At 70.0% G+C, this 12,650-nt stretch carries 13 protein-coding genes; 5 read left to right on the forward strand and 8 right to left on the reverse strand.

Annotated elements, in window-relative coordinates:
* Positions 1-23: 23 nt before the first annotated feature.
* A complete protein-coding gene (locus ACFYWI_RS01190; protein ID WP_389223566.1) occupies positions 24-260 on the forward strand; it encodes a hypothetical protein in 237 nt (78 codons plus the stop codon).
* Here the strand turns inward: ACFYWI_RS01190 and ACFYWI_RS01195 are convergent.
* From ACFYWI_RS01195 to ACFYWI_RS01215, 5 genes are all read right to left on the reverse strand, one after another.
* Positions 250-1,074 carry a carbohydrate ABC transporter permease gene (locus ACFYWI_RS01195; protein WP_389223569.1) on the reverse strand — a complete coding sequence of 275 codons (825 nt, stop codon included), beginning with the start codon at positions 1,072-1,074 and terminating at the stop codon, positions 250-252. The genes ACFYWI_RS01190 and ACFYWI_RS01195 overlap by 11 nt on opposite strands.
* Positions 1,074-1,940, reverse strand: a complete 867-nt coding sequence (locus ACFYWI_RS01200) for a carbohydrate ABC transporter permease (protein ID WP_389223573.1) — start codon at positions 1,938-1,940, stop codon at positions 1,074-1,076. Before ACFYWI_RS01200 ends, ACFYWI_RS01195 begins: the two co-directional genes overlap by 1 nt.
* Before the next feature lie 7 nt (positions 1,941-1,947).
* A complete protein-coding gene (locus ACFYWI_RS01205; protein WP_389223576.1) occupies positions 1,948-3,309 on the reverse strand; it encodes an extracellular solute-binding protein in 1,362 nt (453 codons plus the stop codon).
* Between the two features lie 147 nt (positions 3,310-3,456).
* A complete protein-coding gene (locus ACFYWI_RS01210) occupies positions 3,457-4,134 on the reverse strand; it encodes a response regulator (RefSeq protein ID WP_389223579.1) in 678 nt (225 codons plus the stop codon).
* Between the two features lie 67 nt (positions 4,135-4,201).
* A complete protein-coding gene (locus ACFYWI_RS01215) occupies positions 4,202-6,070 on the reverse strand; it encodes an ATP-binding protein (RefSeq protein WP_389223582.1) in 1,869 nt (622 codons plus the stop codon).
* A 123-nt stretch (positions 6,071-6,193) separates the two neighbouring features.
* Between ACFYWI_RS01215 and ACFYWI_RS01220 the strand changes: the two genes are divergently transcribed.
* Entirely contained in the window at positions 6,194-7,573 is a 1,380-nt protein-coding gene (locus ACFYWI_RS01220; RefSeq protein ID WP_389223585.1) for a cation:dicarboxylate symporter family transporter, read from the forward strand.
* A gap of 157 nt (positions 7,574-7,730) precedes the next feature.
* Here the strand turns inward: ACFYWI_RS01220 and ACFYWI_RS01225 are convergent, their stop codons facing one another.
* Positions 7,731-8,264: a PaaI family thioesterase gene (locus ACFYWI_RS01225; protein ID WP_389223588.1), complete on the reverse strand. Its 534-nt coding sequence runs from the start codon at positions 8,262-8,264 to the stop codon at positions 7,731-7,733.
* A 202-nt stretch (positions 8,265-8,466) separates the two neighbouring features.
* On the opposite strand from ACFYWI_RS01225, the gene ACFYWI_RS01230 reads away from it, so the two are divergent.
* On the forward strand, positions 8,467-8,787 hold the full coding sequence (locus tag ACFYWI_RS01230) for a GYD domain-containing protein (protein ID WP_389223591.1): 321 nt from the start codon (positions 8,467-8,469) through the stop codon (positions 8,785-8,787).
* 355 nt (positions 8,788-9,142) lie between these two features.
* Here ACFYWI_RS01230 and ACFYWI_RS01235 read toward each other — a convergent pair whose 3' ends face one another.
* Both ACFYWI_RS01235 and ACFYWI_RS01240 read right to left on the reverse strand, forming a co-directional pair.
* The gene (locus ACFYWI_RS01235; protein WP_389223594.1) at positions 9,143-10,087 is read right to left on the reverse strand and encodes a DUF1996 domain-containing protein; all 945 of its coding nucleotides are present in this window, start codon (positions 10,085-10,087) and stop codon (positions 9,143-9,145) included.
* Positions 10,088-10,100: 13 nt separating this feature from the next.
* Entirely contained in the window at positions 10,101-11,567 is a 1,467-nt protein-coding gene (locus ACFYWI_RS01240) for a glycoside hydrolase family 16 protein (protein WP_389224424.1), read from the reverse strand.
* Positions 11,568-11,874: 307 nt separating this feature from the next.
* Here ACFYWI_RS01240 and ACFYWI_RS01245 point away from each other — a divergent pair, with 307 nt between their 5' ends.
* Both ACFYWI_RS01245 and trxA read left to right on the forward strand, forming a co-directional pair.
* Positions 11,875-12,267, forward strand: a complete 393-nt coding sequence (locus ACFYWI_RS01245; RefSeq protein ID WP_389223597.1) for a MerR family transcriptional regulator — start codon at positions 11,875-11,877, stop codon at positions 12,265-12,267.
* 3 nt (positions 12,268-12,270) lie between these two features.
* Positions 12,271-12,609 carry a thioredoxin gene (trxA, locus tag ACFYWI_RS01250; RefSeq protein WP_389223600.1) on the forward strand — a complete coding sequence of 113 codons (339 nt, stop codon included), beginning with the start codon at positions 12,271-12,273 and terminating at the stop codon, positions 12,607-12,609.
* The last annotated feature ends 41 nt before the right edge of the window (positions 12,610-12,650 follow it).

Here is a 12,650-nt window from a genome sequence, read left to right on the forward strand (position 1 = left end):
GAGTTCGACCCGGGGCATGGGGGATGTGTGCGGGGGCTACCGTCGAGTACAGCGCGAGCGCACTGTGCCCCGACACCGAAGAGCCCGCGCTCTATGTGATCAAGGGCACGGTGGAGGACCGCTCGGCGCCGAAGGCCCTTGAGGCCTTCGCCGAGCGGTCCGCGAACGACCATGGCTGTGACGCGCCCACCCGGCCCCGGCGCCCCGACCCGCCGCAGCCCCCGGACCGGCCCGCCGATCCGGGGCCCGTCAGCCCTTGACCGCACCGCCCAGGGCGAAGCCGCCGCCCAGCCGACGGGCGATCAGCACGTACAGCACCAGCACCGGCGCCGAGTACAGGATCGAGAACGCCGCCAGCTGGCCGTAGACCACAGAGCCGTAGTTGCCGAAGAAGGTGAAGATCGAGACGGAAGCCGGCAGTTGCTCCGGAGTGAGGATCAGCATGAAGGGGACGAAGAAGTTCCCCCACAGCATGATGAAGGTGTAGATCGTCACCACGGTCACCCCCGGTCCCATCAGCGGGAGCACCACCCGGGTCAGCGTCTGCAGATTCGACGCCCCGTCCGTCCGGGCCGCCTCCTCCAGCACCACCGGGACACCGTCCATGAAGTTCTTCATCAGCCAGATGGCGAAGGGGAGTTGGGACGCGGCCAGGAACAGTGCCGTGCCGTACATCGTGTCGATCAGATTGACCTGGACGAACAGCCCGTAGACCGGGACCATGATGGCGGTGATCGGCAGACACGTCGTGAACAGGATCGTCAGCAGATACGAGCGGCCCCAGCGCGAACGGTGACGCGACAGCGGATACGCGGCGAGCGCCGCGCACACCACCGACAGGACGGTCGCGCCACCGCACAGCAACAGGCTGTTGAGCATCGGCGTGAACGTGATCTCGTCCGTGAGGACCGCGTCGAAGTTCTCCGAGGTCACCGGCGAAGGGACCCGTACCCGCAGATCGGCCTGCGCGTCGACGGACGCCAACAGCAGCCAGACCAGCGGCAGGGCGAAGGCGGCCGCGGTCAGCAGCAGCGCACCGTTCGCCGCGAGCCGGGCCCGGGTGGTCCGGCGCATCACGGCTCCGCCTGCATCAGGCGCAGATAGACCAATGAGAACAGCGCGCCCACCAGCAGGAGCAGCAGTGCCACCGCCGTGCCGTAGCCGATCAGGGACTTCAGGAACGCCTGGTCGTACATGAACACCGGCAGCGTCTGGCTGCGGTTGCCCGGGCCGCCGCGCGTCATGGCCCAGATCAGGCCGAAGACCGAGAGCGTGGAGAGCGTGTTCAGCATCAGATTCGTGCCGATGGAGCGGCGGATCATCGGCAGGGTGATGTGCCAGAGGCGGCGCGGGCCGCTCGCCCCGTCGACCTCGGCGGCCTCCGTGATGTCGCGCGGGATCTCGGCGAGCGCGGCGGAGTAGATCAGCATCGAGAAGGCGGTGCCGCGCCAGACGTTGGCGAAGGAGACGGCCAGGATCGGCAGAGTGAACAGCCAGTTCTGCGACGGCAGTCGCAGCCAGTCCAACAAGGCGTTCAGCGTGCCCTCGCGCCGGAAGAAGGTGTACAGGAGAAACGCCGCGACGATTTCAGGCAGCACCCACGCCGTGATCACCAGGGCGCCGGTAAGGGTACGGACGGGGCGGGAGGCCGCCCGCATCAGCCCGGCCAGTACGAGCCCCAGGGTGTTCTGGCCGACGACCGCCGAGACGAAGGTGAACACGAGTGTCAGCCACACGGCATTGCGGAAGTCGTCGTCCGAGAACGCGCGGCGGAAGTTGTCCAGACCGACGAACTCCGACCCTGAAGACCCGGTCAACTGGGTGTCGGTGAAGGCGATCCAGACGCAGTAGCCGATGGGCCCGGCGAGAAAGAGCAGCAGCAGGACGGTGGCGGGGGCGAGCGGAGCCCACCGCCACCACCCCGTCCGGCGGGCGCTCACCGCACCCTCACCTGGAGACGACCGCGCCGTCGGCGATGGTTCTCAACCGGTCGTCGTACGCCTTCGCCGCCTCGGCCGCCGAGGCGTCACCGGTGGTCACCGTCTCCATCGCCTCGCCGATCGCCGTAGAGACCTGCGGATAGACGGGCAGCGCGGGCCGGTAGTGGGTGTAGGGCACCAGAGCCGTGAAGAATTCGATGCCCGGCATGGACTTCAGATACCGAGGATCGGCGGCCACGTCGCCCCGCACAGCGATCTGCGCGCCGACCACACACCACTGCGTGGCGTTCTCCCGCGTCTGGAGCGTCTTGATGAACTCGAAGGCCAGATCCGGGTTCTTGGCCTTCGACGGGACGGCCCACGCCCAGCCGCCCGACATCGACACCTTGCCCGGTGCCTGTCCGTGCTGCGTGGGCATCGGGGCCTGGGCCAGCTTCTCGCTCCACTCCGGCCACTCCTTGGGGCCCTCGTTCACCCAGTTCTGGCCCATCCAGGAGCCGTCCAGGGAAATCGCCAGCCTGCCCTCGGGGAACCACTCGGTGGCCACCCGGGTGCCGATGTTGGGATCGAGTGCGTCGGACACGTCCGGGCCGAGCTTATGGGTGTAGACGGTGCGCACGAAGTCGAGTGCGTCGATGAAGCCCTTGCCGCCGGCCACCCACTTCTTGGCGGAGGCGTCGTAGAGGGGGTCCTCGCCCGTGCCGTAGAGCAGCATCTCGAAGCCCTGCATGACCGATGCCTCGCCGGGGCCCTTGCCCGTGTAGACATTGAGCGGGATGGCACCGGGGACCTTCTTCTTCACGGTGCGGGCCGCGTCCAGGATCTGAGCCCAGTCCTTGGGCTTCCAGTCCGCCGGGAGCCCGGCCTGGGCGAAGATCTCCTTGTTGAACCACAGGCCCCGGGTGTCGGTGCCGTCCGGGATGCCGTACGTCCTGCCGTCCTCCGCCTCCGCCGCGGCCTTGGCGGTGTCGACGAACCGGCTCCACTGGTCCCACTCGGCCACGTAGTCGTCCAGCGGCTTCAAGTACCCGGCCTTGATGTCGGAGTTGATGCGGAAGGTGTCCTCGTAGACCAGGTCGGGGGCGGTCCTGGGGGAACGCATCATCTGCTGCGCCTTCGTGGCGTAGTCGTTGTCCGGGGCCTGGATCGGGATCAGCTTGACCTTCTTGCCCGGGTGGTCCCTCTCGAACTGCTTCTTGGCGGCCTCGAGATAGGCGTCCTTGAAACGGATCTTGTTGTCGGTGGACCGGTTGTAGGCGACCTTGACGGTGTCCGGATCGCTCCCGGAACCACTGCCGCAGGCGGTGAGGGTGGCCGCGGCGAGGGCGGTGGCGACGGTGGCGAGGATCAGTGGGGCGGTGGGGCGCACGGGCACGACCTCCTCGAAGCCGGGGGCGCCGGGCAGGGGACTGCGGGGCGCGGGGCTGCCCGGTGACCGTATGACCGGGCAGTTGACAAAATCAATCCCCGTACAGGCCAAGGGTGTTGAGCAGGCGGATGGTGCGTGTGGGGCGGCTCAGCGGGTGGTGCGGAGCCAGCGGTACTGGAGCTCGGGCCGCCCGATCTGGCCGTACTGGGGGCTGCGCTCCGCCCGGCCCTCGGTGACGAGATGCTCCAGATAGCGGCGGGCCGTGATCCGCGAGATCCCGACGGCCGCGGCGGCCTCGGTGGCGGTCAGCCCCTCGGCGCTGCCGCGCAGCGTGCGGGTCACCGTGTCGAGGGTGGGGGCGCTGAGGCCCTTGGGCAGGGAGGCAACGCGGGGTGCGCGCAGGGCGGAGAGGGCACGGTCGACCTCTTCCTGGCCACTGGCCTCGCCGGCCGCGGCGCGGAACTCGGCGTACCGGGTGAGCCGGTCCCGCAGGGTGGAGAAGGTGAAAGGCTTGAGGACGTACTGGACGACGCCGAGGGACACGCCTTCTCGCACGATTGCGAGGTCACGGGCGGAGGTGACGGCGATGACATCGGCCGAGTGGCCGGCGGCCCGAAGGGACCGGACGAGCTGCAGACCGTGCCCGTCGGGCAGGTACAGATCGAGCAGCAGCAGATCGATCCCGGTACGCTCCAGCGCGCGTACGGCCTCCCCGCGCGAATGCGCGACCCCGGCCACGGCGAACCCGGGGACACGGCCTACGTAGAGCGCGTGCGCATCGGCGGCGACGGGGTCGTCCTCGACGACGAGGACCCTGATCGTCATGCGCCCACCTCCGCCGTGTGGCGTCTTTCGGTGGGCTGAACCCAAGGTCGACGGCAGTGCTCGGGTCTCATGTGCCCACCTCCCAGGTCCGCAGGGGCAGCGTGACGGTGAACTCGGCGCCGCCGTCGGGTCCTTGGGTGACCGCCACGGTTCCACGCGCGCGGTGCACGGCTTGCTGCACGAGTGCCAGCCCGATCCCGCGGCCGGGCCCGTGCGTGGACCACCCGCGCCGGAAGACGTCCTGCGTGCGCTCGGGATCGACGCCGGGCCCGCTGTCGGCGACCCGCAGCAACAACCGGCCGCCCTCGACCCGCGCGGTGACGCTCACGCGGGCGCGGGTGGCACCTGTGAGGGGCGCGGGGCCGCCGGTCGCCTCGGTGTGCTCGGCGTCCGGAGAACCGGTTCCCGGGGGGAGCGGCGCGCCGGAGCCGGCCCGCTGTGCCGGGCTTGCCACGCCAGTGCCGTCGGACGTGTGCGCGGCGCGGGCCGCGGCCGCCACGGGGGGCGTGTCGCTGACGCGGGCCGCGCCCACGGCGTCGGGCGTGTCCGGCGTGACGCCTGCCACCGTGTCGAGCACCGGGTCCGCCTGGCTCGGGAGCGCCGCGGGCGGTGCCGCGGCCTCCGATGCCGCGTCGACCGCGTTGTCGATCAGGTTGCCCAGGATCGTCACCAGGTCGCGCGACGGGAGCGTCGTCGGGAGGACGCCGTCGTCGATGCGGCTTTCCTCGGCGAGGACCAGTTCCACACCCCGCTCGTTCGCCTGGGCCGCCTTGCCGAGCAGCAGCGCCGCCAGGACGGGTTCTCCGACCGCGCCGACGACACGGTCGGTCAGGGCCTGGGCCAGTTCCAGTTCCGCGGTGGCGAAGTCGACCGCCTCGCCCGAGCGGCCGAGTTCGATCAAGGAGACCACCGTGTGCAGGCGGTTCGCGGCCTCGTGGGCCTGGGAGCGCAGGGCCTGGGTGAAGCCCCGTTCCGAGTCCAGCTCGCCCGACAGCGCCAGGAGCTCGGTGTGGTCGCGCAGAGTGACCACCGTGCCGCGCTGCTCCCCGCCGACGACCGGGCGGGTGTTCACCACGACGACCCGGTCCGCGGTCAGATGCACCTCGTCGACCCGTGGCTCGGACGCCAGCAGCGCGCCGGTGAGCGGGGCCGGCAGCCCGAGTTCGGCCACCGGGCGGCCCACCGCGTCCTCGCCGAGACCCAGCAGGTTCCGCGCCCCGTCATTGGCCAGCGCGATCCGCCGCCGCCCGTCCAGCATCACCAGACCCTCGCGCACCGCGTGCAGCGCGGCCTGGTGGTAGTCGTGCATCCGGCTCAGCTCTGCGGCGTTCATGCCATGCATGTGCCGCCGCAGCCGTGCGTTGATCACATACGTACCGATACCGCCCAGCGCCAGCGCCGCCCCCGCCACCCCGAGCAGCGCCGTGACCTGTTTGGCCACCTGCTCGCTGATCTCCTGGATCGTGATGCCGGCGCTCACGAGCGCGACGACCTTCCCGTCGTCGTACACCGGCGCGACCGTCCGCACCGAGGGTCCCAGCACACCCAGGTGCTTCTCGCTGTAGATCTCGCCCCGCAGCGCGGGACCGATGTGGCCGAGGTACGTCCGCCCGATCTCGCCCGGCTCCGGATGCGTCCAGCGCTTCCCGTCCGTATCCATGATCACGACGAAGTCGACCCCGGCGTCCTTGCGCAGCGTCTCCGCGTAGGGCTGCAGGACGCTCGACGGGTCCGCCGTGCGCGCCGCCTCGACCACCGAGGGCGAGCGCGCGGCGGCGGCCGCCGTGGCCGTGGACTGCAGCCGTGCGGTGTCCTCGGCCTGCGAGCGGTCGGTGAGGTACGCGAACAGCGCGCAGCCCGCCACGATCGCGGCGACCAGCACCACCTGCATCGCGAACAGCTGTCCCGCGAGGCTGCGGGGACGGGGAATGCGCATGCCGTAAGTCTGCCTGGCCGGGTTTGTGTGAACGAAACGTACGTAAGGGTGACCGGGGTCACAGGGTGATGGATAGTCGCGACATCCATAGGGACATGGACGTATTTGAACAAGGAGGACCCCGTGGCCACTGGAGCCGTCAGGCGGGACCGTACGCACTACCTCTATATCGCCGTGATCATCGCGGTCGTGATGGGCATCGTCGTGGGCCTTGCGGCCCCTGGGTTCGCCGTCGAGCTCAAGCCACTCGGTACCGGCTTCGTGAACCTGATCAAGATGATGATCTCGCCGATCATCTTCTGCACCATCGTGCTGGGCATCGGCTCGGTACGGAAGGCCGCCAAGGTCGGCGCGGTCGGCGGCATAGCGCTCGGCTACTTCCTGGCGATGTCGCTGGTCGCGCTGGCCATCGGCCTGGTCGTCGGCAACGTGCTGCAGCCCGGCGACGGCCTGGCGCTGACCGACGCGGTCAAGGAGGCCGGCCAGGGCCAGGTCTCGACCGAGGCCAAGCCGCCGGTCGAGTTCGTCCTCGGGATCATCCCGACCACGATCGTGTCCGCCTTCACCACGGGAGAGGTTCTCCAGACACTCCTCGTCGCGCTGCTCGCCGGCTTCGCGCTGCAGGCGATGGGTCCGGCCGGCGAGCCGGTGCTGCGCGGTATCGGCCACATCCAGCGGCTCGTCTTCCGCATCCTCGCCATGGTGATGTGGGCCGCGCCGATCGGTGCCTTCGGCGCGATCGCCGCCGTCACCGGTTCGGCCGGTCTGGACGCCCTCAAGAGCCTCGCCGTGCTGATGCTCGGCTTCTACGTGACCTGCTTCCTCTTCGTCTTCATCGTGCTCGGCGCGCTGCTGCGCCTGGTCGCGGGGATCAACATCTTCACGCTCTTCACGTACCTCGGCCGTGAGTTCCTGCTGATCCTGTCCACCTCCTCCTCCGAGTCCGCCCTTCCGCGGCTCATCGCGAAGATGGAGCACCTGGGCGTGAGCAAGCCGGTGGTCGGCATCACCGTCCCGACCGGCTACTCCTTCAACCTCGACGGCACCATGATCTACATGACCATGGCCTCGCTCTTCATCGCCGATGCCATGGGCAACCCGATGTCGGTCGGGGAGCAGATCCCGCTCCTGCTCTTCCTGCTCGTCGCGTCGAAGGGCGCGGCGGGTGTCACCGGGGCCGGGCTGGCCACGCTGGCGGGCGGTCTGCAGTCGCACCGTCCCGAACTGGTCGACGGCGTCGGCCTGATCGTCGGCATCGACCGCTTCATGAGCGAGGCGCGCGCGCTGACCAACTTCGCGGGCAACGCCGTGGCCACGGTGCTGATCGGTACGTGGACGAGGGAGATCGACAAGGAGCGGGCCGCGCAGGTGCTGGCCCGGGAGATCCCCTTCGACGAGCGGACGCTGCTGGACGACCACGCCCCGGCGCCGGACGCGGACGTGACCACGGACGCCGGCGTACCGCAGCAGCGGGACGAGCAGACGGCGCCCGCGAAGGTCTGACCGGCAGGGCGACAAACAGCGGGCCTCAGCACCCTTCCAGCCGGCAGGGGTGCCGGGGCCCGCCTCTGTGACCGGGCAGGGTTCGCCCCCGTGGAAACCGGCCACCGACGCAACCACCAGGGCCCCTGCCCGGGTCGACAACGGACCGGGTAACACGTCAGCCGGGGGTCGGGAACGAGAACACCGCACAGGTCGTGGTCCCGTGCGCGTACAGCTTTCCGTCCTCGATCCCCGTCACCCGTGCCTCCGCCGTCGCGGTGGTGCGGCCGACATGCAGCGCCGTGCCCGTGACCCGCAGCGGTGGCGTGTCGGCGAAGGCCGGACGGATCAGATTCAGATTGAGCTGGGTCGTGGTGTACGTGGAGCCCGCGGGCAGCCGGCTCATCACCGCCGAGCCGAGCGCCGCGTCCATCACCGCGGCGAGGTAGCCGCCGTGGACGCTGCCCATCGGGTTGTACAGGTGCTCTCCGTGCGTGGTCTCGAAGACCGCCAGCCCGTCCCCGACCTCCACGAAGCGGAAGCCGAGCGTGCTCATGATCGGAGCGGCGGGGAATCGGCCGTCGATCCCGGCCCGGAGGATCTCTCGCCCCGTCATCTTCAGGATGTCGGCGTTCGGCCGCACGGGTGCGCCCCAGGTGTGCGTACGCGATCGGGCCGCCGGCGCTGTGTGGTTGCTGATTTCCGTACTCATACCGCGAACCTAGGGGCCGGCGGCCGACCATGGGAGTGTCGCATCCGACGCGGTCGATACCGTTCCCGACGTGATGGCGGCATCACTGCGGCCTCGTCCCCCGCACCTCGTGCGGCGGTCTCCGGATGGCCGAGCGGCCGCCCGTGCCCAAAGGTGAAACAGATGGCCGCACCTGCGGCGCACCGGGAAACGGGAGAGGCACATGCCGAAATACCTGGTCCAGGCCAGCTACACGGCCGAGGGAACCAAAGGCCTGCTCGCCGAGGGCGGCACGGGCCGCCGGGAGGCCGTGGAGACGGTCCTCCGCTCGTGCGGTGGCACGCTCGACTGGATGTACTTCGCCTTCGGCGAGAACGATCTCTACCTCGTGGCAGACATGCCGGACGACGTCTCCATGGCCGCGACCGCCCTGACGGTCCACGCCACCGGAGCCGTGCAGTCCAAAGTCGTCCCCCTGCTCAGCGTGGAGGACATCGATGCGGCTACGAGGAAGTCGGTCGAATTCAGGGCCCCCGGCGACTGACCGCACCCTCGCTCCGGGGGGCGTGCGCCGGACCCCACCCCCGTGGGCCCGGCAACACCCCCGCACCAGGAACCGGGTGGACCTCGAACGCCGTCGAGTTCCCGCAGTCGTGGTCATGAAGACCCGCACACAGCAGGAACTCGGCGCTCGGCCCATCGGCTTCCGGAGCGGTGAAGCGTACCGGACGGTGGCCGGGCGCATCCGCGCGGAGTGGGCCCGTGGAGCGGCCGACCCCGCCGGGCCGGTCGGTGCCGGACCGTGCCGCGGGCGCGCCCGGCGAGTGGACGAGGGTCCGACTCACCGGGCGGCTGGGGTCGTTCGAGGACAGCAGCGGCCCCTCGTAACCCCTGCGGGGTCACTGCTGGATCGGCCTGCCGTCCGTCCCGCAGATGTAGCCCGCGACGATGCAGTCCCGCACCCGGCGCTCCAACTCCGCCTGGTTCCAGGCGTTGAAGAAGTCGCCGTGGAAGGTGTATCCGGGTGCGTTGGTGACGTTCGCTCCGTTCCTGGTGCCTGCGAGGGTCAGGCCGCCGCCGTTGACCGGCCAGGTGATCAGCAGCTCGAGCCGTGGTACGACCACCGGATGGCTTGCGGGGCAGGTCTGGCCCACCGCGTACGCCATATGGTCCCGATGGTTGGCGCTGTCCAGGTTCTTCCCGTCCCAGCAGGTCGGGAAGTCCAGATAGTTCTCCAGCTTGGTGCCCGCCGGGCAGCTGATGAAGTCCCGGCTGGACTCCGGTCGGCCCACGCACGACCAGCGGGCGGCCGGGTTCTGGTCGGGGGAGGTGGCCATGGCGTTGCCGACGACGTATCGCAGCCCGTGTGGATGGGCCACCGCCCGGGTGCGGTCGGTGATGCCCTGGTAGTAGACGGTGACCCGCTCGGGGGCCACCGGGGCTCCGTTCTGGTAGAGGGTGGGGGTCCAGTACGAGGAAAGGTCCACCTGGGGCGTGCAGTTGGTGGTGCCTGCGGCAAGTGACTGCAGGGTGGAGGATGCGTCGGCGGTTCTGTTCCCGTAGAACTCGTGGATGTGCGAGCGGCCCGCCTGCCCGGGGAAGACGATCGGGTCGTCGCCCCTGCGATGGCTGGAGAAGCAGTCCGCACGGAACTCGCTGCCGCGCACCGGGGCCGCCGCCTGCGCGACGATCGCTGCTGCCTGGCTGCGGGAGAAGGTGTACGCATGGGCCTGGTGCCCCTGCCGGTGACCAGCGGTGTCCTCGGCTTTGGTCGCCCAGCCGGCCGTGGCCAGCATGAGTGCGCCCGCCGTGGCCGCGAGCAGTCTGCGGATCAGTGGATTCATGGTGTACTCCCGGTCAGCCGAACGGGATACGGACGACGGACTGGTTGCCGATGCCGAGCGTGCTCGGGCCGTTGCCGATCGCGCTCCACACCTCGACCCGTACCCTGCCGTTGGTCAGGTTGCCGTGGGTACCGGTCGCCGACCTCAGGCCTCTCGCCTGCGTGTAGTGCTCGTATCCGGCGACGGGGTCTGTGGCGAAGTACTGGTAGGTCTCCGTGCGGTCCCAGGTGCCGTCCCCCGTGTGGTCGTAACTCACCCTGACCTGCTGGCCGTTGGCGACCGTGGACCCCGCGTCGACGAACAGGTCGAACTGGGTGGCGCCGCCGTTGTAGGTGCGGGTGACGGGGCCCGAGGTGAAGACCTGCGGGTTGTTCGGGGTGCCGTCGTGGTTGGCGCCGCCCGCCGAGGCGAGCGTGGCCGTGGCCGCCGACGCCGCGGCGTCACCCGCGCCGCCGCCCGAACGCAGATGGAGCCGGGAGGAGCCGGACGGCGGCGGGTCGCTCGGACCGGGAGGCGGAGTAGTACCGCCACCGCCGCCACCCCGCGTCCACACGGCGACGTAGTCCACGAGCATCGCACGGCCCGGGACGGTCGCCGCGGTGGGGGTCTTACCCGCCAGCGCGTCCGGGAACGCGCCGCCGATCGCGACATTGAGCAGGATGAAATAGCCCGCGTGCTCCGTCATGCCGGCCCAGGTGCCGGCGTCGAAGCGGCTCTGGCTGACGCTGTGGAACAGCTGCCCGTCCACGTACCAGCGCAGCTCGTTCGGCGCGACCGAGCGGTCCCACTCGAAGCGGTAGGTGTGGAAGGCGGACTGGCAACTGGCTCCGGGGCAGGCCCGGTTGTTGGCAATGCCGCTGGTCTCGTTGCAGGGTCCGCCGGGGTTGACCCCGCAGTGCAGCACCCCCCAGACGGAGTTGATGCCGTTGACGTTCTCCATGATGTCGAACTCGCCGATGGAGGGCCAGTTCCAGTAGTTGCCGCGGTACGGGGCGCCCAGCGCCCAGAACGCGGGCCAGTAACCGAGTGCGGCCTGGCCGGTGACATCGGGCATCCGGATGCGGCCCTCGATACGCAGCGTTCCCCCGGCCGGCGCCTTGAAGTCGGCGCGCCTGGTCTCGATGCGGGACGAGGTCCAGTTGCCCGCGCCGTCCCGGAGCGGGGTGATGCGCAGATTGCCGTTGCCGTCGAGGCTCAGGTTGTCGGGGCTCGCGGTGTAGTTCTGGATCTCACCGGTGCCCCAGTTGCCGGGGCCGCCGGGGTAGGCGTGACCGGTGTCGATCTGCCAGTTGACGGACGAGGGAAGAGTGCGGATGGCGCCGGTGAAGTCGTCGCTCCACTGGAGGTTCCAGCCGGGTGTGGGGGGTACGTCGCCGCGTGCGGGGCCTGCCCCGGTCACGGCGATGAAGCCTGCCAGGGCGATCACCAGGGCGATCACGCCGGCGAGCAGGGGTCGGGTGTGGCGGGTGGTGTGTCTGATGCGGCTCGTGCTCAAGGAACACCTCCGGAAAGGTGGTGCCGAGGGGGAGTGCGGGGATGGCTCGAGAGCACGATTGAGAGCGCTCTCAGGATGTTTTGTAGATGGAGACATGGGCGCCGTCAATGGCTTCACTGTGTCAATTTCCTGAATGCATCAGGCAGTTGGAGCGGTTGATCAGTACTGAACGCCGGCTCGGCAGCCCTGCTCGGGACGGCGCCTCCCGGCACGGAAGCCGCTACTGCCCCGCCCGGGGATGAGCCCGGCAGGCTCTTGCCTTGACGTCGGCGTCAAGGATTACGGTCGCGGCATGCGAATCGGCGAGCTCGCGGCGCGTACCGGGACCACCACCCGCACGCTGCGTTACTACGAGTCCCGCGGGCTCCTGCCCGCCCGGCGTGCGGTGAACGGTTACCGCACGTACGACGAGGACGACCTGCGTCTCCTCCAGCAGATCCGGACCCTCCAGGATTTCGGGTTCGGCCTGGAGGAGACCCGGCCCTTCGTCGACTGCCTGCGCGCCGGACACCCGGAGGGCGACGCCTGCCCGGGCTCGCTCGCCGTCTACCGGACCAAGCTCGCCGAGCTGGACACGCTCATCGGGCGGTTGCAGTCGGTACGGGAACAGGTCGGGGCGCAGCTTCTGAGGGCCGAGGCACAGCTGCCGACCGGCCCGGACCCACAGTGCGAATTCGGAGGTTGACGAATGATTCAGGCAAAGGGCGTTGCGGCGGTGACGGACGCGGACTTCGACGCCGAGGTGCTGGGCGCGGACCGCCCGGTCCTGGTGGAGTTCACCGCGGACTGGTGCGGCCCGTGCCGCCAGCTCGCGCCGGTGCTGAGCGCGATAGCCGCGCAGGAGAGGGCGCGGCTGAAGGTCGTCCAGCTCGACGCCGACACCAACCCGGAGACCATGGCGCGGTACGGGGTGCTCTCGATGCCGACGCTGATGGTGTTCCGCGGCGGCGAGCCGGTTCGGTCCATGGTCGGTGCCCGCCCCAGGCGCAGGTTGCTGCAGGAGCTGGAGGATGCGCTCCAGCCCTGAGCAGCGACCGGCGAGGCGCTTGGAGCCTGACGTCGACGGGC

It is taken from the genome of Streptomyces sp. NPDC002889 (assembly GCF_042888425.1).
Lineage (GTDB): Bacteria > Actinomycetota > Actinomycetes > Streptomycetales > Streptomycetaceae > Streptomyces.